This is a genomic window from Novosphingobium sp. BL-A-41-Hi4A-0G (assembly GCF_055521735.1).
The window spans coordinates 338,585-362,815 of sequence record NZ_JBVFVU010000002.1; the positions used below are offsets into that span (position 1 = coordinate 338,585).

Annotated in this window: 20 protein-coding genes; 8 read left to right on the top strand and 12 right to left on the bottom strand. The window is 63.3% G+C overall.

Going from position 1 to position 24,231, the window contains the following annotated elements:
• Positions 1-51: 51 nt before the first annotated feature.
• From ACZ1JX_RS19230 to ACZ1JX_RS19240, 3 genes are all read right to left on the bottom strand, one after another.
• Positions 52-1,626, bottom strand: coding sequence for a TonB-dependent receptor (locus ACZ1JX_RS19230; RefSeq protein ID WP_465126877.1), 1,575 nt, complete (start codon positions 1,624-1,626; stop codon positions 52-54).
• A complete protein-coding gene (locus tag ACZ1JX_RS19235) occupies positions 1,521-2,294 on the bottom strand; it encodes a TonB-dependent receptor (RefSeq protein ID WP_465126551.1) in 774 nt (257 codons plus the stop codon). The genes ACZ1JX_RS19230 and ACZ1JX_RS19235 overlap by 106 nt, the downstream gene beginning before the upstream one ends.
• Positions 2,295-2,543: 249 nt before the next feature.
• Positions 2,544-3,224, bottom strand: a complete 681-nt coding sequence (locus ACZ1JX_RS19240; RefSeq protein ID WP_465126552.1) for a GntR family transcriptional regulator — start codon at positions 3,222-3,224, stop codon at positions 2,544-2,546.
• 94 nt (positions 3,225-3,318) lie between these two features.
• Here ACZ1JX_RS19240 and ACZ1JX_RS19245 point away from each other — a divergent pair, with 94 nt between their 5' ends.
• Both ACZ1JX_RS19245 and ACZ1JX_RS19250 read left to right on the top strand, forming a co-directional pair.
• Positions 3,319-4,851, top strand: coding sequence for a malonate--CoA ligase (locus ACZ1JX_RS19245; RefSeq protein ID WP_465126553.1), 1,533 nt, complete (start codon positions 3,319-3,321; stop codon positions 4,849-4,851).
• Positions 4,852-4,861: 10 nt separating this feature from the next.
• Positions 4,862-6,094 carry an SLC13 family permease gene (locus tag ACZ1JX_RS19250; protein WP_465126554.1) on the top strand — a complete coding sequence of 411 codons (1,233 nt, stop codon included), beginning with the start codon at positions 4,862-4,864 and terminating at the stop codon, positions 6,092-6,094.
• Here ACZ1JX_RS19250 and ACZ1JX_RS19255 read toward each other — a convergent pair.
• A complete protein-coding gene (locus ACZ1JX_RS19255; protein WP_465126555.1) occupies positions 6,091-7,176 on the bottom strand; it encodes a DUF1214 domain-containing protein in 1,086 nt (361 codons plus the stop codon). The genes ACZ1JX_RS19250 and ACZ1JX_RS19255 overlap by 4 nt on opposite strands.
• 32 nt (positions 7,177-7,208) lie before the next feature.
• On the opposite strand from ACZ1JX_RS19255, the gene ACZ1JX_RS19260 reads away from it, so the two are divergent.
• Positions 7,209-7,694 carry a nuclear transport factor 2 family protein gene (locus ACZ1JX_RS19260; RefSeq protein WP_465126556.1) on the top strand — a complete coding sequence of 162 codons (486 nt, stop codon included), beginning with the start codon at positions 7,209-7,211 and terminating at the stop codon, positions 7,692-7,694.
• Here the strand turns inward: ACZ1JX_RS19260 and ACZ1JX_RS19265 are convergent.
• Together ACZ1JX_RS19265 and ACZ1JX_RS19270 are read right to left on the bottom strand one after the other, a co-directional pair.
• A complete protein-coding gene (locus ACZ1JX_RS19265) occupies positions 7,679-8,404 on the bottom strand; it encodes an SDR family NAD(P)-dependent oxidoreductase (protein ID WP_465126557.1) in 726 nt (241 codons plus the stop codon). The genes ACZ1JX_RS19260 and ACZ1JX_RS19265 overlap by 16 nt on opposite strands.
• 26 nt (positions 8,405-8,430) lie before the next feature.
• Positions 8,431-10,800: a TonB-dependent receptor gene (locus tag ACZ1JX_RS19270; RefSeq protein ID WP_465126558.1), complete on the bottom strand. Its 2,370-nt coding sequence runs from the start codon at positions 10,798-10,800 to the stop codon at positions 8,431-8,433.
• A 176-nt stretch (positions 10,801-10,976) separates the two neighbouring features.
• Between ACZ1JX_RS19270 and ACZ1JX_RS19275 the strand changes: the two genes are divergently transcribed.
• Positions 10,977-12,761, top strand: a complete 1,785-nt coding sequence (locus ACZ1JX_RS19275) for an FAD-binding protein (protein WP_465126559.1) — start codon at positions 10,977-10,979, stop codon at positions 12,759-12,761.
• Positions 12,762-12,764: 3 nt separating this feature from the next.
• Here the strand turns inward: ACZ1JX_RS19275 and ACZ1JX_RS19280 are convergent, their stop codons facing one another.
• Positions 12,765-13,562, bottom strand: coding sequence for an SDR family NAD(P)-dependent oxidoreductase (locus ACZ1JX_RS19280; protein ID WP_465126560.1), 798 nt, complete (start codon positions 13,560-13,562; stop codon positions 12,765-12,767).
• A gap of 74 nt (positions 13,563-13,636) precedes the next feature.
• Positions 13,637-16,162, bottom strand: a complete 2,526-nt coding sequence (locus tag ACZ1JX_RS19285; protein WP_465126561.1) for a TonB-dependent receptor — start codon at positions 16,160-16,162, stop codon at positions 13,637-13,639.
• A 435-nt stretch (positions 16,163-16,597) separates the two neighbouring features.
• Between ACZ1JX_RS19285 and ACZ1JX_RS19290 the strand changes: the two genes are divergently transcribed.
• Positions 16,598-17,650, top strand: coding sequence for a hypothetical protein (locus ACZ1JX_RS19290; protein WP_465126562.1), 1,053 nt, complete (start codon positions 16,598-16,600; stop codon positions 17,648-17,650).
• Positions 17,651-17,671: 21 nt separating this feature from the next.
• On the opposite strand, the gene ACZ1JX_RS19295 is transcribed toward ACZ1JX_RS19290, so the two are convergent.
• Positions 17,672-18,922, bottom strand: a complete 1,251-nt coding sequence (locus ACZ1JX_RS19295; RefSeq protein WP_465126563.1) for a TetR/AcrR family transcriptional regulator — start codon at positions 18,920-18,922, stop codon at positions 17,672-17,674.
• Positions 18,923-19,079: 157 nt separating this feature from the next.
• On the opposite strand from ACZ1JX_RS19295, the gene ACZ1JX_RS19300 reads away from it, so the two are divergent.
• From ACZ1JX_RS19300 to ACZ1JX_RS19310, 3 genes are read left to right on the top strand one after another with little or no spacing between them, the layout of a single operon-like run.
• Positions 19,080-19,934 (top strand): hypothetical protein, encoded by an 855-nt coding sequence (locus tag ACZ1JX_RS19300; RefSeq protein ID WP_465126564.1) that lies wholly within the window; start codon positions 19,080-19,082, stop codon positions 19,932-19,934.
• 13 nt (positions 19,935-19,947) lie between these two features.
• Positions 19,948-20,352: a steroid Delta-isomerase gene (locus ACZ1JX_RS19305; protein WP_465126565.1), complete on the top strand. Its 405-nt coding sequence runs from the start codon at positions 19,948-19,950 to the stop codon at positions 20,350-20,352.
• A 17-nt stretch (positions 20,353-20,369) separates the two neighbouring features.
• Positions 20,370-21,140 carry an SDR family NAD(P)-dependent oxidoreductase gene (locus tag ACZ1JX_RS19310; protein ID WP_465126566.1) on the top strand — a complete coding sequence of 257 codons (771 nt, stop codon included), beginning with the start codon at positions 20,370-20,372 and terminating at the stop codon, positions 21,138-21,140.
• A gap of 11 nt (positions 21,141-21,151) precedes the next feature.
• On the opposite strand, the gene ACZ1JX_RS19315 is transcribed toward ACZ1JX_RS19310, so the two are convergent.
• The 3 genes from ACZ1JX_RS19315 to ACZ1JX_RS19325 form a co-directional block, all read right to left on the bottom strand.
• A complete protein-coding gene (locus ACZ1JX_RS19315) occupies positions 21,152-21,814 on the bottom strand; it encodes a TetR/AcrR family transcriptional regulator (RefSeq protein ID WP_465126567.1) in 663 nt (220 codons plus the stop codon).
• 101 nt (positions 21,815-21,915) lie between these two features.
• The gene (locus ACZ1JX_RS19320) at positions 21,916-22,686 is read right to left on the bottom strand and encodes an SDR family NAD(P)-dependent oxidoreductase (protein ID WP_465126568.1); all 771 of its coding nucleotides are present in this window, start codon (positions 22,684-22,686) and stop codon (positions 21,916-21,918) included.
• A gap of 13 nt (positions 22,687-22,699) precedes the next feature.
• Complete coding sequence (locus tag ACZ1JX_RS19325; RefSeq protein WP_465126569.1) at positions 22,700-24,229, bottom strand: FadD3 family acyl-CoA ligase; 1,530 nt, start codon at positions 24,227-24,229, stop codon at positions 22,700-22,702.
• Positions 24,230-24,231 lie beyond the last annotated feature (2 nt).

The following is a 24,231-nucleotide window of genomic DNA, read 5'->3' on the forward strand; positions in this document are numbered from 1 at the left end:
CTGTTTGCCGACCTGAACTCTATCTCGTTCAGGTTGGCGAGGGAGCCTGGATCAGAACTTGATGCCAGCGCGCACGCCGTAGGTACGCGGATCGGCGAGCTGGACAGTGCCGTTCGCACCCGAAGCGATGGATGAGACAGTCACGTTGTCTTCAAGGTTCTTCACGAAGAGCTGGAAGTAATAGTTCTTGTCAGGCGCGTTGTAGGTCAGGTTCGCGTCGGTCTTCGAGAAGCCCGGCTGCTTGAGCTGCTGGACGTTGGCAAGACCCGCCAGCTGGTAGCTGGTGCTGATACGAGTGCGGATCTGCGCATCGATGGTGCCAGCGCTGCCGATGTCGAAAGTGTGGACGTAGTTGAGGTTGACCGTCCAGCGCGGCGAACGGTCGAGGTCGAGGCCCTTCCAGTCCCGCTCGACGGTGGCACCGCTGATGATCAGGTTCGGCTTGAAATTGCCATAGCGGGCATTGAGCCAAGCCACGGCAACGTCAAAGTGATCGTTGTCGCCAGCCTGGATGTTGCTTTCGAGTTCGATGCCATCGACCTTGGCAGTCGCCGCGTTGGTCGTGACCTGGCACTGGCCGCCTGCCGGGGTACACGTGGCGACCTGGCTGACCTGCAGGTTCTTGTAATCGTAGTGGAAGCCCGAGAGGTTTAGGCGGACGCCGCCGCCGAGGCGGGTCTTCAAGCCCGCTTCGTAAGAGGTCAGGGTCTCCGGCTCGTAGTACAGCGCGCCAAGCGTGCGGTTCTGGTTGCAGGAGGCGTTTTCAGCGGTGTTGCAGCCGTCATTGAAGCCGCCGGCCTTATAACCCGTCGAGACGGTGGCGTAGAGCAGCGTCGTGGCGTTCACGTCATAATCGAGTCCGAGACGCCACGTGGTCTTGCTGAACGAGCGCGCAGCGTTGTTGTTGGCCTTGCTATCCGTCGGCAGGTTGCAGGCCACGGTCGAGCAGGTGACGGTGTTGCCGATGCGCGACTTGTCGTCGTGCGAATAGCGTATGCCGGCGGTGAAACGCAGCGAGTCCTGCAGGCTGTAGGTGGCTTGCGCGAAACCGGCGTAGGATTTGGCCTTGGTCGGATCCTGCGGGAAACCGAACACATAGCCCGGCGCGTTGGGAGTCGGGTTGAGCAGGCCGAGCAGGTAGAAGCCGATGCCCGACTTTTCCTCGAAGTAGTATCCGCCGATTTGTGCCTTGAGCGGGCCATCGCCGTTGGTGGCAAGGCGCAGTTCGTGGCTCTGCTGCCAGTATTCGCCGTCGAAGCGGGTGGCGATGGCACGTGCGCCCAGGCCACGGATGTTGATGCCGTCTTCGTGACGTTCGAATTCGCGGTAGGAGCCGAGGTAGTTCACCGTGACCGGGCCCAGGTCGTAGCTGAAGTCAGCCATCACGCCCCAAGTGCTGTTGTTTCGGTCGGTGCCGAAGTTGGACGGCACGTTGAGCGTGCGAAGCTGGCTCGAGGACCGGTCACCGCCGATGTAGGTCGGATTGACGAAGTTGGTGGTGGCGTTCGAGTAGACGTTGCTCAGTGGCAGGGCATTGACGTTCTGGCCATCGATGCTGGAATAGTCGGCCCGGACGACAAGTTCTCCGCCGCCCAGATCAAAAAGGGCCGAACCGCGGAGCGACAGGTTCTCTTTGAACGGGCTGAGCTTGGAAGTGAAGCCGGTACCGCCTTTAGGTAACTGTCGCGACGGTCGTAGTTCACCGCACCGCGCAGGGCGATCTTTTCGCTGACGGGGACGTTGATGACGCCGGTCGCCTGGAAGGTGTTGTAGTTGCCGTAGTTGAGGTCGACCGAACCTTCGAACTTGTCGAGCTTGGGCTTGGCCGAGATGACGTTGACGACGCCGGCCGTGGTATTGCGACCATAGAGTGTGCCTTGCGGGCCACGAAGCACTTCGACGCGGCCGATATCGAAGAACGACACTTCCTGGACCTGCGGACGGGCGATGTAGATGCCGTCGAGCATGAACGCGGCGGAAGGGTCGCCCTTTTCGGTGCCGTCCGTGCTGGTCACGCCGCGGATCGTGATCTGCAGGCCGTTTGCACGGTCGATCGAAAGGTTAGGGACGGTCTCGGCAAGGGCAGTCGGGTTAGTGATCCCCTGGCTGACGAGGGCCGTACCGGCAACGGCCGTGAGCGCCACCGGCGTCTTGGAAGCAAGCGACTCGGTGCGGTTGGCGGTGACGACAATGTCGCCATTGTCCACGGGTTGATCGGCTGCTTCCTGCGCGGAGGCCGATGTAGCACATAGCACCAATACCGAGGCCAGGCCGGTTAGTTGCAGTCTTTTCATTAACTTCCTCCCTTGAGACAAAAGCCGTCTTGAGACAACGCTGTCATACGAGGGGGTGTTCGAACTCTTTTCTGTCCGAACGATCTGCTTCAGGCCTCCCCTCGCGTTACAGTGTGTCTGCACGCGATGTTATGACCCCTGCCTTGCACAGCAGATTTGACAGCGCAAGGCAAAAATGCATGTTCTCGAGGATATCGATATTGTGCATGCCAATGTACCATAAAAACAGCCTTGTGCATGCAAGGAGGGTTACTCGACTTTCTTGTCCAACTGCCGAGCAAAGCCCTCAAGCGCACTTGATGCATTGAACATGTGCGCACGCATGAGTTTGGCGGCTTCCTCACCATCACCGCGCATCACGGATTCGACAAGTTCACCATGCTCGTGCCGGGACCGTTCAGGGCGCCCGCTTTTGCGGAGCTGTGCGCGACGGAAAGCAGCCATGCGCTCGCGCAGCGCCTTGGCCTGCTCGACCATGAAGGCATTGTGCGTTCCTTCGTAGATCGCGTCGTGAAAGCGCCAGTTGAGCCGATCGTATTCATCGACATCCCCGCGTGCGACGGCGAATGCTGAATCCTCGTGAATACTGCGCAATGCACTACGTTCGGCCGGCGTCATCCGCCATGCTGCAAGCCGTACGCACATCGCCTCGATCTCGGCGGAAAGCTCGAACATCTCGAATATGCGTTCCGTGGTCATTGCTGCGACGACCGCACCGCGGCGCGGCCGCATTTCAACGAGGCCCGCTGCTGCCAACTGGCGCAGCGCTTCGCGAACCGGGGTGCGCGAAGCGCCGAAGCGATCACCGAGCAGCTGTTCGTCCAACTGGGCCCCAGAGGGAAGCGCGCCGGTCGTGATCTCATCCGCCAAGGCCAGGCGGATGCGATCGGATAAGAGCATACCGGCTGCTGAGTCAGGATCGAATTTCATATTGCTGCATGCTCATGAATGTGATTATTGGAATCTTGCATACACATATGCCGGAAATAACAGCATCTGGCAAAATGTCACAAGGACCCTACTTTTGGCCCAATCAGCCGAGCAGAGCATTCTGTCCCTTTTCCTTGCCAGTTCTGATGCGACGCCAGACGCTCCGTTCCTGATCTCGCCTGACGGAGCCGTCCTCAGTTATGCTGCCGCACGTGCGCGGTCAGCCCAACTGGCGCATGCGTTTCGCCAAGCCGGCGTCGAGCCCGGTGACCGGGTGGCGATACAGGTGGAGAAATCTCAAACTGCCTTGCTGACGTGGTTGGCGGCACTGCAGGCGGGCGCGGTCTATTTGCCGCTGAACACGGGCTATACCGTCGGCGAGTTGCGCTACTTCCTTGGCGATGCCAGCCCGGCACTGGTCCTCTGCCGGACCAAGGACGAGGCGGCAATGGCGGCGCTGTGCAAGGAACTGGGCGTTCCTGAACTGCTGACGCTTGATGACGCAGGCACCGCCGGTTCGCTGGTCGATGCTGCTGCAGACCGACCGGAGCACTTTGATGCCGTGACGCGCGGACCTGACGATCTGGCCGCAATTCTCTACACCTCGGGCACGACCGGACGCTCGAAGGGGGCGATGCTCAGCCACGCCAACCTGGCCTCCAACGCGCTGACGCTGCTGGATTACTGGCGCTTCACCAGCGCGGACCGGCTGCTCCATGCATTGCCGATCTTCCACACGCATGGCCTGTTCGTCGCCACCAACCTGACCATTGCAGCAGGCTCTGCGATGATTTTCGTCGAGCGATTCGATGCCGGGGAACTGGTCCGCCTGATGCCGCAAGCCTCGGTGCTGATGGGCGTGCCGACGTTCTATTCGCGCCTGCTCGCCCAACCCGGATTCACCCGCGAACTTGCGCAGGCGATGCGCCTGTTCATCTCGGGCTCGGCCCCGCTTTCGGCCGAAGTGCACACGGAATTCAGCGCCCTGACCGGCCATGCCATTCTTGAACGCTATGGCATGACCGAAACCAACATGAACACCTCGAACCCGTATGAGGGCACGCGCAAGCCGGGCAGCGTCGGGTTCCCGTTGCCGGGGGTGGACTTGCGCATTGCCGATCCTGAAAGCGGGACGGCGCTGGCGCAGGGCGAGATCGGGGTGATCGAGGTGAAAGGCCCCAACGTGTTCGGCGGCTATTGGCAGATGCCGGAGAAGACCGCCGAGGAGTTCCGCGCAGACGGATACTTCATCACCGGGGACCTCGGGTTCATCGATGCAGAGGGCTATGTCCATATCGTCGGGCGGGCCAAGGACCTGATCATTGCAGGCGGCTTCAACATCTACCCTGCCGAAGTCGAAGCCGCGCTCGACGAGATTCCCGGCGTTGCCGAAAGCGCGGTGATCGGCGTGCCCCATGCGGATCTGGGCGAAGCGGTCGTTGCCGTGGTCAAGGCGACCGATCCTGCACTGGATCAAACGGCGGTTACCACTGCTCTGGCTGACCGACTGGCCCGCTTCAAGCAACCGCGTGCGGTGGTGTTCGTTGACGAATTGCCGCGCAACACGATGGGCAAGGTGCAGAAAGCACTGCTGCGCGAGGCCCACGCGGGCCTGTTCGCGGGTTGAGCGTAACGCGATGATTCTTCTGTCCATCGCGATCCTTGTCGCCATCTTTGCGGCGGCAGTGTGGCTACCGGTCAACATGGGCCTCATCGGCCTTGCCGCGGCGCTGGGCCTTGGGGTGTTCGGCGCAGGCCTTCCGGTCAAGGATGTGCTGGCGGGCTTTCCCGCCGACCTGTTCCTGACCCTGCTGGGCATCACTTACCTGTTCGGTATCGCCAGTCGGAATGGCGCGATTGACTGGCTGGTCGCGCGGGCCGCAGTATTGCTCGGACGCCATACGGCCCTGGTGCCGCTGCTGGTGTTCATGGTGGCGGGTATCCTGACCGGCCTTGGCGCGATGGGGCCTGCTGCCGTTGCCATTGTCGCCCCTGTGGCGATGCGGCTTGCCCGAAGTCACGGCTTTTCGCCACTGATGATGGGCCTGCTCGTGGTGCATGGCGCGCAGGCGGGCAGCTTTTCGCCCATCTCGATCTATGGCGGGATCACCGCCAAGGTGCTCGGGCAGAGCGGCATTGCCGCAGATGCACAATACCTGTTCCTTGCCAGCGCCGCGTTCAACGCCGCGATTGCCCTGCTCGTCTGGGCATTCTTCATCCGGCGTGAATCGGTCGCCGGTGTCGGTCATGAAGCGCGGCTCGAACCTGTCGTGCTTGACCGCAATGGCGCCTGGACGCTCGCCGGTCTTGCCGCGCTGGCAACTGGCGCGCTGCTGTTCAAGATCGACATCGGCTTCATGGCGCTGCTGGTGATCCTCGCCCTCGCCGTGGTTGCACCACGCACGCAGGACGGCGCACTCAAGCAGGTCGATTGGTCGACGATCCTGCTGATTTCGGGGATCGTGATCTACGTCAGCCTGCTCGACCGGATCGGCACGCTCGACGCGATCAGCGCGATGATCGGGCGCGTCGGCTCACCGATGCTGGCAGTGCTTCTGCTGTGCTATCTGGCGGGCGTGGTCTCGGCCTTTGCGTCCTCGACAGCCCTTCTCGGCGTAATCGTTCCGCTCAGCCTTCCGATCCTTGCCGCAGGACAGTTGCCTGTCATGCCCGTCGTGGCCGCGATCTGCATCGCGAATACCATCGTCGATACCTCACCCTTCTCGACCAACGGCGCGCTGATCGTCGGCAATGCGCCGGAGGACGAGCGGCCTGCGATGCTGCGCAAATTGCTGGGCTATGCGGCAATCATCGTCGGCGTGGGGCCGTTGCTGGGCTGGGCGGCATTCGTGGGCTTGCCGATCCTCTAGAGCTTCACAACGCGCATCGTGGGCACGATGTTTTCCGCCGCATTGATCCAGCGCCACAGGCCTGTGCCGGAACGATGGCCGGCAAGATCGACCCAGTTGCCGAAACCGGGGTCCGCATCGGCGCAGACCACGACCACGCTCCCGTCCGCCTCGTACTTTGCCATCGAGTTGTTGAGCCAGACCTTCTGGTGCACATGGTCGAGCGACTCCATCCACCAGTTGTCGATCTGCAGGTTCCACATGCGGCAATCGGGCACAGGAGACTCGATCACGAGAGCCTCGCCGGGCTTCAGATCGTAGTAGAAGTGCCCGTACCAGATGTTGGGATCACCGCCTGCCTTCCAGAATATCTCCTGCGGGGCATCGTAGAACTGGTTGGGGTGCGCCTTGAACCATTCGGACCAGTTGGCGAAAGTATTGGCCGTTCCCTTGGCCCATGCGGCCGACGCCATGAGTTGCTGTTCGATCAGCTCTGGCGTGAGCAATGCGGGGACTGCGGGCCCGGCGCTGATCCGCTCGACCGTGATGTCGGCAGGGACTTGGGTCTTCTTGTCGTCGAAGGTCTGGCGGACGATCAGCAGGGTGGTGTCGTCGGCCATCGGCAGCCAGTTGCCCGGTTGCGGATCGCGGCTGACCACGATCTCGAACGTGCCATCGGGACCGAACTCCATCTGCGCGAACTCGATCTCGCCGGTCGAGGCCATGGTGCCGTCGATGGCATAGCGGTTCGCCTTGCTGCCGATCGAGAAGTAGGGGACCGAGTTGCGCTTGCCGGTGATGCGATAGGTGCGGTCACCGCGCACGACGCATTGCTGGTAGAGGTTGTCCGGATTGTCCGCGCCGATCTTGATCTTGTCGTCGCACAGCAGGAACAGGCGCGGGAAATCGGGATCGGCGCTGTCGACCAGCATGTTGAGCGCAGTGCGTGCCAGGCGGCTGAGGTAGCGCAGGCCCTCGGCCTGATCGAGCGCAGTCGTCGGCGTGGACGGCCGGGCGAGAACGTCACCCGCTTCGGCCAATTGTGCGCAGAACTTGCGCCAGACATGGTCTAGGGTGCCGACATCGGACTGGGGATCGGTCATCGGGGCTGGCCTTTCGCAGGAGGAGTGAGTCTATGTCGCTGGATATCGCAACGCTCGCCGCGCGGCTTCAGGCGCTTGAAGACCGCGAGGCGATCCGTTCGCTGATCGCAGGCTATGGTCCACTGGCCGATTGCGGCGATGCGCAGGCTCTTGCCGCGCTGTGGTGCGATGATGGGAGTTATGAGGTCGTCGGGTTCGCCACGGCGCGCGGCCACGAGGAGATCGCGGCCATGATCGACGGCGCGGTGCACCGGCAACTGATGGCCGACGGCTGCGCGCACGTGCTTGGGCCGGTTGCAGTGGACCTTGACGGCGACACGGCTACCGCGCGCGGGCACTCCGTGGTGTTCCGCCACGCCGATGGTGATTTCGAAGCCGTGCGGGTTTCTGCCAACCGGTGGACGTTGGTGCGCACCGAACAAGGCTGGCGCGTATCTCACCGCGCCAATGCCCTGCTGGACGGGGAAGAGGCGGCTCGCATCCTGCTTTCCCCGAACAGGCCTCAGCCGGCCAGCTGACCGCCGTCGACTGTAAACAGCGAGCCGGTGATCTTGCGCGCCTTGTCGCTGGCAAGGAACGCGAACATCTCGGCGATGTCCTCGGGCGCGCAGGAGCCGTCGAGCAGCTTGGGCGCATTGCGCATCATCAGCGCCCAGTCGACGCCTTCGGGCGGCGGCGTGTTCTCGGTCATCGGCGTGATGACGTGGCCGGGACAGATCGCGTTGATGCGCACGCCTGCGGCCGCATACTCGATGGCGAGGCCCTTGGTGATCGCTGCCACTGCGTGCTTCGAGGCCGAGTATGCTGCGTTGTAGGGCTGGCCCTGCAGCGCGGCGGTCGAGGCGGTGTTGACGATGTTGCCCTTGCTCTTGAGCAGGTGCGGCATCGCGGCTTGGCAGATCACGAAGACGCTGGTGGCGTTGACGTGCATCAGCAGGTCGAAGTCTTCGGCAGCGAAGGTTTCGGAACGACCCCACTTCAGCAGGCCGGCGATATTGCAGACGATGTCGAGCCCGTCGCGCGCGGCGGTGTCGACCAGCGCGCGGCACGAGGCATAATCGGTTGCATCATACGCTTGGACGGCCGGGGCGTTGTGGCCAGCGGCGGCAATCATCGCCGCCGTTTCCTCAAGCCCTGCAAGGTTGCGATCGCCGATGGTCAGCGTCGCCCCCTCGGCGGCAAAGCGGATGGCGGTGGCGCGGCCTATTCCCGAGGCCGCGCCGGTCACCAATGCTCTCTTGCCTGCGAACAGCATCAGAACTTCACGCCCAGCGTGAGGCCGTAGGTGCGTGGATCGGGGAAGTACCCGACCGTCAGGCCACCGAAGCCCGGGCCAAAGTCGATGAAGTTCGAAGGATCGCGCTCCTTGGTGAGGTTCTTGACCCAAAATGCAAGCTCGGCCGTGGCACCGCCCAGCGGCACTTCCGACACCGCAGCGCGCAGGTTCACGATCGTGCGACCCTTCGACTTGGTGTTGTTTGCGTTCTGCGCCGAAGCGTTCGGCGTCACCAGCGCATAGGGGAAGGTGTAGTAGCTTGAGACGTAGTTGATATCGCCGTTGACGTTCAGGCGACCCCAATTGCCCTGCGCCACGCGAAGATCGACGCCTGCCGCAGCCGTGGTCTTGGGCGTATGCGGGAAGGCGCGGTTCTTGGCGACGTTGGTATCGACGCCGTTCACCGCCTCGATGTAGTTCTTGTACTGCGGATCGAGGAAGGCCAGCGAGCCGTTGATCGTCAGCGCGTCGACCGGACGTATCACCGTCTCGATTTCAAGACCGCGAATGCGAGCCGAGGCGGCGTTCCTGACGATCGAGGAGGCAGCGCCATTGGCGGTGAACACCGAGAGCTGGATGTCCTTGTGCTCGTCCCAGAAGCCCGCGACGTTCAGGATCACCTTGCCATCGGCAAGGCGCGTCTTCACGCCAACTTCATAGCTGTCGACCGTTTCCGGACGGTAGGGGTTGCACAACTCGAACGCACCCGAAGGGCAGTCTGCAGTCGGCGCACGGAAGTCGTTGGTCTCACCGTTGAACCCGCCCGACTTGAAGCCCTGCGCGAAGCGGGCGTAGAGATTGATGTTCTGGTTCGCCTGATACGCAAGGGTAATGGCCGGGTTGAAGCGGTTGTACTTGGCATCCGGAACGCCGCCGTAAGGAATGTTGGCGACGACCAGCGGAGACGTGATGCCATTGGCGGCATCATAATTGATCCGCAGGAAGCGGCGCACGTCCTTCTTCTCGTGCGTATAACGCCCACCGAGCGTCAGCTTGAGCGCATCGGTGAAGTTGTAGTCAAGCTGGGCGAACACCGCGAAAGCTTCAGTGTTGGAGCCATAGTCGGACTGATACGAGGCACCGCCACCGAAGAAGCTTTGCGGCCCGAGCGTCTCGGCCTTTTCCTTGTAGTAGAACACACCCGCGACATACTTGAGCTTGTCGCTCATGGTCTGGCCGGAAACCTGCAGTTCCTGGCTCCAGCTGTGGAAGCTGGTGTCGCGACCGGTGAAGGCCACCGGCAGCGGCGAGCCGTCGAGGTCGAGCGAGTCCGCCCACTTCAGGTTGCGATAGGCCGTGATCGACTTGACGGTTGCGCCGCCCAGATCGAGCGCGAGCGTGAGCGCGTGGCCATAAGTGCGCGAACGTTCGTAGAGCGGGTTGGCATCAAGCGATGCGGTCGACTGGCGGTCTGCCCGGTCATAGAGGTTGAGCGGGAAGAACGCGCCTGCGAACGGATAGCTGGGCGAGTTGGGATCGAAGATGTCTTCCGGGCGGCCATTGCGGTTCACGCGGATGAGCTGGGCATAGTCTGGACGCTGGTCGAACTTCGAATAGTCGAACATGTAGTCGGCTGTGAAGTTGCTGCCTTCAGGCTTGAAACGCAGCTGGACCATGCCGCTCTTGCCATCGAGGTCGTTGGTGCGACCTGTGCGTGCAGGTCCGGCCAGGAACGCCTGCGGATAGGGATTCGGCGTCAGCTTGATGAAGCCATCGCGCTTCTGGATCTGGCCGGAAAGCTTCAGCGAGAACGGGCCCATTGCCGGAAGGTCGAGCACGGCGCGGCCCTTCCAGTAGTTGAAGTTGCCATGGGTCAGCTCGCCCCTGAAACCGAGTTCGCCGGTCGGCATCTTGGGCACGAGGTTGACCGCGCCCGCCAGCGCGTTGCGGCCATAGAGCGTGCCCTGAGGCCCGCGCAGGATTTCGACGCGCTCCAGATCGGCAACGTCGAAGATCGAGCCCTGTGCCTTGGCGATATAGACGCCGTTCAGGTACAGGCCGACCGCCGGTTCCCAGGTTACCGCCGGGTTGATCGTGACCGAGCCGCGGATGGCGATCTGGGAGATCGTCTTGTTCGACGGCGCGCGTTCGAACTTCACGTTCGGAGCGACCGAGCCAAGACTGTCGATCGAGGTGATGCCGCGCGTCTCGAGGAACTGGCTGCTAACTGCCGAGATGGCGATCGGCACGTTCTGGATGTTCTCCGAACGCTTCTGCGCAGTGACGACGATTTCGCCAATTCCGGAGTCGTTCTGGGCAGCACTATCCTGCGCAGCTTCCTGCGCGAAGGCCGGGCCTGCAACAAAGGCAAGCGAGCTCAATGCCGTGGCGGCAAGTAGATTCCTCACGATGTCCTCTCCCTCTCGTGGATTCGTTCAGATACGCTCTTGCGTATTCCAATTCGGTCCAAAGTCTATGATTTTGAAACGAGATTGACAAGCATTTCTTGCAAAATGTAGCTGAATGCGTTTTTTGAGTAGCAGTTGGCTGCGCACAATGGTCATCGCGGCGAGGAGAGAGACCCATGGAGCAGGCACACGGCAAGGCGGGGCCGCTTCATCCGGAAAGCGTCTGGCGCACAGGCACTTGCGCAGCATTGCCGCCACCCGGCTCTGCCATACGGGATTGGGGCCTTGCCATCGACGCGCCGCTGCGTCTCGCCGATGCCGATGCGCACAACTGGGCTGGCGAGGCCGACATGGTTGTCGTCGGTCTGGGCGGCGCCGGGGTTTCCGCAGCGCTTGAGGGACTCGAGCAGGGCCTCTCGGTCATCGCGCTCGATCACTACGACGGCGGCGGCTCCTCGGCGGCGAATGGCGGGGTCTATTACGCAGGCGGCGGCACCTCGATCCAGCGCGAGGCCGGGGTCGAGGATGATGCCGGGAGGATGGAAGCCTACTTGCGCACTGAAGTGGGCGACGTGGTGCCCGAACATGCGCTCAAGGATTTCTGCGCACGCAGCGTCGAGACGTTCGAGTGGCTGCGCGGACATGGCGCACCGTTCAGCGCCACGCTTTACAGCAAGAAGACGTCCTATCCGCCGCTCGACCGGTTCCTCTATCACCCCGACAGCAGCCTTGCCGAACCGTTCCGCAGCCATACCCCGCCCGCCGCGCGCGGCCATCGCACGGTGCGGCGCAATGGCAAGAAGCCGTGGGGCCTGGGCGCCGGGATATGGGAGCCGCTACGCGATTCAGCGCTTCGGCGCGGTTTGCAGCTCCACACCCAGGCCGAAGCACGTCAGCTTGCACTGGACGAGGCCGAACGGGTCATTGGCGTGCGCGTGGAAATGTTCCGCGATCCTGAAGTCCGGGCGAAGCATTCGCGGCTCGTGGCAAAGGCAAACGCCTGGATGGCGATGTTGCCGCCGACCTTCCCCGGCGCGCGCTTCACTTACGCGCGCGGTTTCAAGTTCCTCGCCAGGGCGCGCGCACTCGAGGCGACGAGCCGCAGCAGTGCGTGGTTCCGGGCGCGACGCGGCGTTGTGCTGAGCGCGGGCGGGTTCATCTGCAATTCCGACATGGTCCGCCATTTCGCGGCGCCCTATGCCGCAGGTCTTCCCAACGGCACGCTGGGAGACAACGGCAGCGGCATCATGCTCGGCGTCACGGCCGGGGCGGCAACCGGTCTGATGGAGCGCGTTTCGGCATGGCGATTTCTCTCGCCCCCCGCCTCGTGGGGACGCGGCATGCTGGTCGATGGAACCGGCGCACGCTACGTCAACGAGACATGGTATGGCGCAAGGATCGGTGACGCGATGGTCGAGCGCCACGGCGGCCGGGGCTGGATCGTGCTGGACCGCAAGCTCTATCGCCAGTCGCTGCGCGATGCCTTCGCACCCGAGACGCTCGCCTTCCAGCGCGACATCACGCTGGTCAACGCGCTGTTCGCGGCCGTGAAGGCCCCTTCCCCCGCCGCGCTTGCCGCAAAGCTCGGCTTCGACCAGGCGGTATTTGCGCAGACGCTGGAGACCTACAACCGTGCCGCGCTGGGCGAAATGACCGATCCCCTGTTCAAAATCGGGGCAGACCTCGCCGTGCTGGACGAGGGTCCGTTCTATGCCATCGACGCCTCGGTCGATGCCCGCATGTTCCCCATCGCCTGCATGACAGTCGGTGGATTGCTGGTGGACGCGCGGACCGGCGCGGTCAAAGCGCTCGATGGGGGGCGCGTCGAAGGGCTTTACGCGGCGGGGCGAAATGCGGTCGGCATCTGTTCCAACCTCTATGTCAGCGGCCTGTCCTACGCCGATTGCGTGTGGTCAGGCAGGCGTGCGGCCCGGGCGATGGCGAGCCTGGCCGATATGTGATGCTCAGCCGTCGTCGCCAAAGTCCGGCACCCACGGAACGCCGTTGATGTGGCCGCCGCCGTCCACGAAAAGCGTGTTGCCGGTCAGATAGCGGGCGTCTTCGCTGGCAAGGAACAGTGCCACGCCACCGATGTCCGCTTCCGGATCACCCATGCGGCCCATCGGGTTGGAAGCCGCGCTTGCAGCCGCCACGTCGGGCGCCATTTCGGCAAAGCGGCGGTATGCTGCCGAGACCGCTGCCGGACAAATCACGTTGACGCAGATGCCCCAGGGCGCCCATTCGCGTGCGGCAGTCCGCGAATAGGCGCGCACCGCCTCCTTGGCTGCGTTGTAATCGGCCGTTCCCATGTGGGCATTCACGCCATTGAGCGAGGCCATGTTGACGACCCTGCCCCACCTACGCGCCTTCATGTGCGGCAAGGCCCGCTCCATCGCCCACTTGGTTGCGTAGAGGCACATCCTGAGAGCATCTTCGAAACGTTCGTCGGACTTGCGCTCGATGCGGATCGGGCCTTCACCGCGATAGGCATTGTTGACCAGGATATCGACCGAACCGAAACGGTCGGCGCATAGATCGACCGCTGCAAAGACGTCATCGCGGCACGACACGTCGCAACGGATGAATTCGGCACTTGCACCAAGCCCGCGCAGTTCTTTGGCCACCGATGGGCCTCGCTCGGCGTCAAAGTCGGCAACGATGACACTCGCGCCTTCGCGGGCAAAACGCCGCGCGATGCCATGCCCGATCCCGTCCGCAGCCCCGGTGATGACTGCGGCGCGTCCTTCAAGCCTGGTACCCATCGATTGTCCCCTTGGGCAAGAAACCGAAAGAGGCCGGGCAATCATGCCCGGCCTCCTTCAATGATCCGCTTCGATCAGTTGCCGAAGCTGTAGCGCAGGCGAACGCCGAACATGCGCGGTTCGCCGTAGATCACGCTCTGCGCACCGATGGTCTGGAAGATGCCGGTGTTCGAGATGATGTAGTTCTTCTTGGTGATGTTGGTGGCAAACAGGCTGAGGTCGACCGGTGCGCCCATCACGCCCTTCCAGTCGAGCGTCGCATTGAGCAGGCCATAGCTCGGCAGCAGCACGCCTGGCTCGTTGATCGTGCCGTCCGGGAAGCGTTCGGTCGAGAACGGCGCGGTCGGCTGCTTGTCGGTCCAGTTGTAGCTGAGGAACAGGCTCAGGTTGCCGACATCCTCCGAAACCGGCAGCGTGAACCGCCCATAGACCGACACAATGTTTGGCGAGAGATACTGCAGCGGACGGCAGGTCATGTCTGCGCCGGCAAAGACCTTGGGCGAGGTGATCGACTGCGCGGTGCAATCCCACACACCCGAGCTCGAATCGAACTTGAACGACTTGTACTTGGCGTTGAGGTGGCTGTAGTTGCCGCCCAGTTCGATGTTCTGCGTCGGTTGGATCATCGCCTCGACTTCGACGCCCTTGATCTCTGCCGAAGCGTTGTTCAGCGTGATCGCGCCATTGCCGCCGGTTGCACGGTTGAAGTCACCGGCAGCGCGCTGGATGTTCTTGTAGTCCAGCCAGAAGCCGTTGACGTTGAACCGGCCGCGCATGCCTCCGGCATTGAAGTCGGTCTTGAAGCCGGCTTCGTAATCGGTGACGGTTTCCGGCCCGAAGGTTCGTGTGTTTTCGAACACGGCGTAGCTGTTGAAGCCGCCGGCCTTGTAGCCGCGGGTCACCTTGCCATAGACCATGATGTTGTCGTTCGGACGGTAGTCGAGCCCGATGGTCCAGTTGGGCGAGGAGCTCTTGAGCTTGGCGCCGAACAGGCAGGTGTTCAGCGGATCGGCAATGGGCTGCCCGGGATTGGGATTGGATTTCCACGAGCAGGCCGTGACAAACTTCGCGCCGCCCGGCAGCGGGACATAGCTGAACGACGTGGTTGAACCCTCCACGGTGTCCCACGTGTAGCGATAGCCCGCAGTCAACCGCAGACGGTCGAGCGCCGATGAGAAAGCGCCGAAGTCCAGCGAGCCCTGTGCATAGAGCGCCTTGGATTCATTAGTTACGCGGATCCGGCTTTCGCCGATGGAGCATCCGGTGGTCGTCTGCAGCGCGCAAACGTTGATCGAATAGGACTCCATCGTCCCGCGCGGGCTCTGCTTGTAGTAGAAGCCCCCGACGGTGTAGGTCAGCTTGTCGTCCAGACCCGTGCCCTGCAGCTGCAGTTCCTCCGTCACCTGCTTGTACCAGTCGCGCGGCGCAGTGCGGCTTTCGACCGTGGTGCCGGTGTCATAGACGGGAGCGATCGTGCCGTCCTGATCGTTGGCGTAATAGGACTTCAGTTCCGAGTAGCTGAGGATGTTGCGCAGTTTGAGCGAATCGGTCAGCTCGACGTCGGTAGTGTTGCTGATGCTCCATGATTCCAGCTTGGCAAAGCTGTCCATGCCGTGCGCGGTCTGACGGATGCCGCGTGCGTTCTGCTGGTTCAGCAGGTTGGTGTAGAAGCTGCAGTTCGCAGGGCCGGTGCCAGCGCCGCAGAAGTTGAAGGTGGGCGCGATGGCGCCGAGCGGGAACGATACCCCGGGTGCCACCGGAATCGGGCGCGTGGCGAGGCCGACGAAATAGTTGGTGTTGAAGTTCTTGGCGATCGAACCGGTGCCGTTGCTGTGCGACTTGCCGTAGTAGGCCAAGGTGTAGTTGGTGACGCCTTCGAATGGCTCGAGCCACAGACCGACGCGGCCCATGCGCCAGTGCTGGTCGTCGCGATCCTTGTTCCAGTTCACGTCGTGGGTGAAGCCGTCGCGATCGCGCGAGGCGCCAACGAGGCGCAGGCGGACCTTGTCCGAGATCGGCAGGTTCAGCACGGCCTCGGTCTCGATCATGCTGTAGTTGCCGGCGCCGACCTGGACATAGCCTTCAAGCTTGTCGGTGGGCTTGGCAGGAGTCAGCAGGATCGCGCCGCCCGTCGTGTTGCGGCCGAACAGGGTACCCTGCGCACCGGCCAGCACCTGCACGTTCTGGAGATCCACGAAACTGCCCGGGCCGCCCTGGCCCGACAGCGTGATCGCCGAAACGAGCGGCACTTCGTTCATGTACACGACGACGGCCGGAGAACCCTGAAACGAGGCGCTCTGCCCACGGATCGAGGGTGACATGACATCGCGCGAGGCCTGGCCGTTCGGGCCGACCACGAGCGATGGCACCGAAGCCTGAAGGTCCTGAAGCTGCGTCAGACCGCGTTCGCGGATGCTCTCGGCGCTGATCGCGGTGATCGAGATCGGCACGTCCTGCGCGCGTTCCTCGCGACGGTTGGCCGTGACGATGATTTCCGTGTTGCTGGGCTGGTTGCCTTCGCTGGCCTGTTCTTCTGCAGCGGCCTCTGCAGCATAAGCAAGCTGCGGCAGCGCGATGCAGGACATGGCAACGCCGGCCATCAGACCCGCGCCACAGCGGCGAAGCGTTACCGACTTAAGATATCGTTCCTCAGGCATAACTCTCTCCCTCCAAGCGCAAACGGCGTCACGACCCGCAATGATTCGCGGGTCACGGAACGAGAGAAGTGCACCAAGCTGTCATAGCCAGGTCGCCCCAAGCCGACCCGCCACAGGCGGGCGTACACCCTTCATCCCGGATTCTGTTCTGTTGTTGAGTCGAAACTAACAACTACGCAAAAAGACTGCAACACCCAATTTTCATTCGTGCTTTGCGTAGTGAATTCGGAGTTAAGCTGCCGATTTCCCGAACAGCGCCCAGCTCAGGCGGCGCAACAACCGACCTTGCCAACATCCAGGCGATCATCTACGAAATGTAAGCAAATACACACTTTTCTGGTTCGGCGACCATGTTCGGACCGTGCCGAGGGAGTCCCCATGTCAACTGCTTCGATCTTCCGCCCCGTCGCGCCACCCCGCGTCATCGAGGACGCATACACGTCGGACCAGCACGCCCGCATGCTCGATCTGGTGCGTCGCAATGGTCCGTGGTCACTGATTCTTGCGCAGCATTTCAAATCGCCGGAGGAAGTCATCGCGACGACCTCCGGTTCCATCCCGCCGGGCTTCACGCCAACCTGGGACATGTTCCTTTCTCCGGTCTTCCGGGGCTACTTCGGCACCGGCGCCACGCCGTTCTATCCGGAGATCGAAGACTGCTTCTACAACAGCAAGTTCCTCGCTCTGGTGCGCGACTACTGGGGCGCAAAGTACGCCACTGCCGAGAACATGCTGTTCAACATCCAGGGACCCTGCTCGGGCGGTGGCAGTCCGCATGTCGACGCCACTCGCTTCCGAGGCGCATCGATGGGCAACACTCCGATCTGGCTCATGAACACCATGGTCAAGACCGGCCTGTTCGAGCGCTGGCGCGCCAAGAAGGCCCAGGTCATCGCCTGGTATTACAAGGGGCGCACCGGAGGCGGATTCACTTATTGGCCTGATGGTCCGCGCGAAGCCCCGCAGCAGATCGAAGCGCCGATGTGGGGCCGGGCCGTGGTCGTCGAGAATGAGAAGATGTTTCACACCGCGCAAACCAACGGCCCCGCCGCGCTGCGCCGTCCTAAAGGCCTTGCGATCAATTCGTTGATGGAGGCCGACCCCGAAGACCCCAACGGCTGGCAGATCACCACCGACGGCAAGGTCATCCAGAATATCCCGGAAGAGGAATTCCGCTTCCTCGTCCACTGGGGCGCCGACATCTACTTGGACATGGCCGAATTGAAGCGTGCGCTCGACCATACCGACGATCTGACGCACGATATGATCTTCGACATCATCATCTCCGACCTGCGCAAGCGCGGCGAATCGTTCCAGGTGCCCAACGATCCGCTGACCGATACCGCATTCATCGGCATGCTCACGCGGGTCTTTGACCCCGGCCAGCCTTCGATCTTTCCGCCGGAGCCCGAAGTTCGGCAAGCAGCCTGATGGGGCAAGTCGCCGCCCTTCTCAGCCGCCAAGTCCGTTGAGAAACAGCTTGGCGACGCGCAAAGCGTGGCGCGAAAGCGCGTCGCCTGTCGGACCCTGTCCGGCTGCAAAGGCTCGGTTGCCCTGCATGGCAAGGACCAGGCCCTGCCACGCAAGCCAGTCGGCATCGGGATGTCCGGAAATGCGCGCAATCCAATCGGACAGCGGAGCCACCCACGGCGCGCGCACCGCATCATGTACGGCGCGGGCAAGCGCCGGGCTGCGGCGCGATGCCGAAATTGCCACGCGGTGCAGCGCGACCGAAGCGGGGCCGGTCAGATGCACTGTCGCTCTTGCAAGGTAATCGGCCAGATTTGCCGCTGCCGCACTATCAGCCAGCCTGGAAGGCTGCGCCGTCACTGCGACCTGCGCCGCAAGATTGCGCAGCACGGCCTCGAACAGGCCAGCCTTGCTCTCGAAATGGCGATAGAGCGTGCCCCGCCCGACTTTGGCCTCCGCGCCGATTTCGCCCAGACTTGCCGCCTCGAAGCCTGCGTGCAGAAAGTGTTCGGCCGCCACGTCGAGCAGGCGACGCAAGTGGGGCGGATACTCGTCCATGCCAGCGGGAATGCTTGCCGCCTGGTCCGGCCGTTCCGGCATTGGCGTTCCGGCAGGCATGCCCAGCACGCCATGCTCGAACAGCGCGGCGACTTTTGCCGCAAGGACCCTGCGCCTGGTGTCGGATGGCGGAGCAAAGCCCATCAGCAGCGCAGAGCCTTCCACCGAGAGCGATCCGAAATCCAGCGCATCCTCGATGGAGATTGCCCGGCTCAGTCCCTTGGCTCGGGCGATTTCCGCAATCGCCTCGCGCACCGGCTCCATCCGTGCCGCCTGCGCCGCCTGAAGTTCGGCGGCGAAGGCAGGCATGCGGTTGCCCAGGCCCGCAGCGAGCCACGCAGGGCTGAGCAGCCCGCCACCGGAAGCTGCGTCGAGAATGGCCTCGGCAAGACCGCCCAGTTCCTCGGCGATCGGCATGGCCGAATCCCGCGCTATGGCCTGGGCTTTCGCCACGAAGCGGTCGGCCATTTCCTCGAGCGCGGCAGTGAACAGAGCCTGCTTGTCCGGAAAGTGGCGGTAGATCGTTTCCTTGCTGACACCGGCCTTGCGGGCGATGGCGTCGATGCTCACCCCGTCGAAGCCTTCGGCGACGAATTCAGCGCGCGCAACCTCCAGCAGATGCAGCACACGCGGCGGCACCCGTTGCTCGGTCCGGTTCTGCAGGGCGGTGTCCATGGCCTGCCTATAGCATCAAGCCGATCGCATGCATCCTCTCCGAAGATGTCGCATACACAACTTGCCACAAGGCGAACGGTCCGATACCGTTCGGAGTCAAAGGACTAATGTCGTGCGGCTTGAATAGCCTGCAACATTCACGGGAAGGACAGCACCGATGGCCGATATGCCTTACCTCGCGCGTGGCGTGATGCCTGTAGAAACGCCCTCGAGCGTGCTCGTCTCGTCCTCGAAGTACCTTAACAACCCTCGCCTGCGCGAATGGCTGGCCATGATCCTGCTCCGCCGCAACGGGCCGGACCTGCCACCGCCGGCCGAGATGTACGAGTTCCTGCCGATTCTCGAGGAATTGCGCGACCACGCCGCCATCGAGGACATGTTCACCGCCGAGCGCCGGATCAATCCGGAACTCGACGCCTGGCTTTCGGAAGGGTTCTACTCGACCTACACCATCGAGGATTTCGCGCAGTACGCCCCCGGATCGCTCGGCGGAATCTTCTACCAGTGGATCACCGAAGGAAACTACGAGATCCAGATCACGCCCTGGCGCGAACCGAAGAGCCAGCTGGAGTTCTACAACCTGCGCTCCGGCCAGACCCACGATTTCGAGCACATCCTGTGCGGTGGCGGCTTCAACTTCATGGGCGAGCTCGTCCCCTACTGGTATCGCCTGACCAACGTGTTCAAGCACATCCGCAACCCAGAGCTTGCCGCTGAACTGAGCGTCATCCAGATATTCGGGTCCCTGCGCTACACCGTCCGCACCATCCTCCACTACCCGCAAGTATGGGACACCTGCACCGATGCGATCCAGCGCGGGATGACGGTGGGCAAGGCAAGCGACGCGCTGTTCATGAAGAAGCTTGAACCCTGTTTCCACCTGCCACTGGACGAGGCCCGCGCTGCGCTAGGTGTGCGCGGGGCCGTCGATGTCGACACCGAACTGGAGGGTGCATATTGGGCCGGGCGCATCCCGCTCTCCGATCTGGAACAGCGGATAGCGGCAGAGTAGAGGAGCGCGCTTCATGGCTGACGAACCGACGCAGACAGCCATGAAGCGCACGCTTCAGGCCTATGTCGACCTGATCAACGCAGGCGATGCAGCCGGCGTTACCGCCCTTTTCGCGCCACACGCCGTGATCGAAGACCCCATCGGATCGAAACCGCGATCAGGCGCTGCCATTGCTGCATGGTTTGCCGACACCGTCGCCTTCAAGACCAGGATAACGCCGGTCGCGCCACATCGCGGTTCGCACGGGCGCGAGGCTCTGCTCATTTTCGATGTAGAGTTCACGCCGCCGGGTGGTGAACGTATGCGCATCCGGTCTGCAGATGCCTGCACGTTCGACGCCTCAGGCAAGATCACGAGCTTGCGCGCGTTCTGGGGTCCGGACGACATCGGACCGGAGACCTTACAGCCGACCGCATGAACAGGGAAACGTCGATCATGATTTCAAGACTGCTGGACCGTGCCGTGATCGTCGTCGGGGCAGGCACCGGGATCGGCGCGGCAACGGTTGAACGCCTTTGCGCCGAGGGCGCACGGGTCTGCATTGCAGATGTGAACCTTGCCGCCGCGCAAGCCGTTGCGAACCGGATGAACGAGGCAGGGTACGAAGCGCACGCCCTTGAAGTCGACATCACCGACGAGGACGCCGTCAAATGCTGCTTTGCCGATGCCGTTCGAAAACTTGGACGCCTCGATGGGGCGCACATCAACGCGGCGGACTTGCGCACGATCTTCCTCGATTCCGATGCGCTGTCGCTGGATCTCGCAACGTTCGACCGCACTTTGGCGGTGAACCTTCGCGGCCATCTGCTCTGCACGCGCGCCGCACTTCCGCACCTGCTGAAGAGCGAGCATGGCGCGATCGTCTATACGAGTTCGGATGCCTCGATCTCGGGCGAGCCGGAGCGACCCTCATATGCCGCTTCGAAAAGCGGGCTCAACGCGCTCATGCGGCACGTGGCGAGCAAGTGGGGCAAGCATGGGCTCACCGCCAACTGTGTCGCCCCGGGATTCGTCATGACGCCCGAGATGATCGCAGGCGGAACGGTGCCGCCGGACTGGATCGACCACTGCATTGCCCAGACCCGCAGCACGCGCCTCGGCAAGGTGGAGGACATCGCGGCGATGGTGGCTTTGCTGTTGTCGGAGGACGGGCGCTGGATCAACGGACAGGTCATCCACGTCAACGGCGGCGCACTGCTGACCTGACCTCGCCAGGCTCAGCCCAGCCCGGCAAAGTACTCCGCGATCTTGGCGTCGGGCATGCCAATGCCGCGCAGGCAGAACCATGTTGCCTGGCGCACGAGTTCCTCCGCCTCAATGCCATAGGGTCGGGCGGCCGGGGGCAGCCCGCCAATCGCCGCAATCATCGTGCCGACGTGTTCGATGAACATTGCGGCTGCCGGAACGTGCAGCGCTTCGCCGGTCAACCCGCCCTCGGCCCGCGCCGAGGCATAGGCTGCATCCATGCTGGCGGCGTTGCGGCGCTGCGAACGGCGATAGATCAGGCTGGCATAGGACCCATCGCCCGCCAGACTGGCCAATGTCATCCGATGCGTATCGTAGCGCTCGGGATCGCCCGCATCGGTAACGCTTGCGGCGACGAAGCTGTGGATCGCTTCGGCCAAGCCGAGCGACCCTTCGGCATGGATGCCCTGCTCGCGCCAGCGCTCGTCCTGTTCGAGAAACACCTGCCGCAGGACTGCGCGATAGAGCGCCAGCTTGCTGGGGAAATGCCGATAGACCAGCGCTTCGGAAATCTTGGCTTCCCGCGCGATCTGCAGCGTCTTGGCGCCGTCGTAACCATACTGCGAAAAGACCCGCCGCGCCGCCGAAACGATCTGGCTGCGACGCTCGGCGCCGGGAATGCGTGTTCTAGCCATGAACACTCACTTACTTCCGGGATGCCTCGTGTCAACCGCACCAATGCGCGCATATGCGCAGCGCATAGCGCACCGCGCGCACTCACCACGTTTCGACGGGTTCAGGGACCGACGGGCAGCATCACCGGAGCGAAGGTCGAAAGCAGCGCCGCGTCGAGCACCTGCGCCTGCCCGGTGATGAACCCGGCAGCCGGGCTCGACAGCCACAGCGCGACTTCGGCCACGTGCTGGGCACTGCCCATGCCGCGCAACGGCACGCGCGGTAGTGCCAGCGGATCGACCATGGCAACATCGGCCGCGCCGATCAGCGGGGTTTCGACGCCACCCGGGCAGATCGCGTTGATCCGCGCCCCACGCGCGGCAAATGCATCGACGCAGGACTTCACCAGCCCGACGATGCCGTGCTTGGCCGCACTGTAGGCCGGATTGGCTGGATGGCCGACCACGCCTGCCGCCGATGCCGTGACGACAACCGCCCCGCCTTGCGCGATCACCGGCTGCACCGCCTTGATCCCGCCAAAAGTGCCCTTCAGGTTGATCGCAACGACCTTGTCGAAGAACGCCTCGTCAACGGTGTCGAGCCCTTCGGCCGCGCCATAGAAGCCTGCGTTGAGGAACGCGATGTCAAGCTGCCCTGCCTGCGCCATGACCGTATCAACCATCGCTTGGTTGCTGGCATAGCTCGCAACGTCGACCTGCACCGCACTGGCATTGCCTCCGATCTCGGCCGCAACCGCTTCGGCACCTGCAAGGTTCAGGTCCGCGCAGAACACCCGCGCACCCTCCTGCGCAAAACGGATCGCCGCCGCACGGCCGATGCCCGATGCGGCACCGGTTACCAGCGCCACCTTGCCTGCGAATGTTCCGGCCATCCTCGTCTTCTCCCTATTGGCTGCGCAGTTCGGTCTTGAGCACCTTGCCCGCAGCATTGCGCGGCAGGTCCTCGACCAGCACGAAGCTGCGCGGCACCTTGTAGTTCGCCATGTTCTCGCGCGACCAGGCGATCAGCTCCGCCTCGGTCGCAACCGCGCCAGGACGTGGCACCACGTAAGCGCGGCCCACTTCGCCAAGCCTTTCGTCCGGCACGCCCACCACGGCAGCCATGCCGACGGCAGGATGCTCGGCCAGCAGCTTCTCGACCTCGGCCGGATAGACGTTGAAACCGCCCGAGATGTAGAGGTCCTTCATCCGGTCGGTGATCCGCACATAGCCGCGCTCGTCCATCGTCCCGACATCGCCGGTATGGAGCCAGCCATCGGCGTCGATCGTCTCTGCCGTCGCTTCCGGGTTGTCGAGGTAACCGAGCATCACGCCCTGACCGCGCACCTGCACTTCGCCGGTCTCGCCGCGCGGAACCTCGTTGCCGTCGGCGTCGGCTATGCGCACCTCGTTTCCGGGAAAGGCCTTGCCGCAGGTGCGGGCGATGGTTTCGGCATCGTCACCCGGCACGCAAGTGGTGATATTGACGCACTCGGTCATGCCATAGGCGGTGATCAGGTCCACCATGCCAAGGTCGTTGCGGATGCGTTCGACCAGCGCGGGCGGCACGCTGGCCGCTCCAGTCGTCCCGCCGCGCAAGGACGAGCAGTCCCACTGCCGCTTGTCGAGTTCGGCCAGCAGCATCTGGAAGATCGTCGGCGGCCCGGGCATGAAGGTGATCCGCTCGCGCTCGATAAGGTCTATGGCCTGCGCCACATCGAACTGCGGCATCGGCACGGCGACGGCGCCCGACAGGATGCACGCCACCCAGCCCACCTTCATTCCAAACGAATGGAAGAACGGGTTGGCGATCAGGTAACGGTCACTCTCGCGCAGGCCCGTATTGGCACACCACACGGCCGCCTGCGGCAGAACCCGGCCATAAGTCATCAGCACGCCCTTGGGGCTGCCGGTGGTGCCGCTGGTGAAGAGGATGTCCGAGACGGTATCGGCATCGATGCCCGCCAGGGCGACATCCACGGCGGGATCGCCTGCGCCCTTCCCGCCTTCCGCCAGATCACCTTCCAGCAGCAGCGTGGCCTCGAGCGCAGGCAGGTCCTCGTCCGCGATCAGCGCGCGATAGTCGATGCCGAGGAAGCCCTCGACCGTGAACAGCAGCTTCGCATTCGTGCGCCGCAGGATGTCGCCCGCCTCACGCCCTTTCAGCCGCGTGTTAAGCGTGACCACGGCCGCACCGCAGGTCATCACCGCAATCGCAGCAACGATCCACTCGCGCGAATTGGGCGCCCAGATCGCCACCCGATCCCCTGCCCCCACACCACGCGCCAGCAAGGCCGAAGCCGCAGCCCGGCTGCGCTGCCACAGCTCGGCAAAAGTCCAGACCTGCCCGTTCTCCAGCACCGCCGGAGCATCGGGCCAGGTCTGCGCCGCTGCCTGTGCAGCGTGGGGTATCGTCAGCGGAAGCGGATCGAGCACGG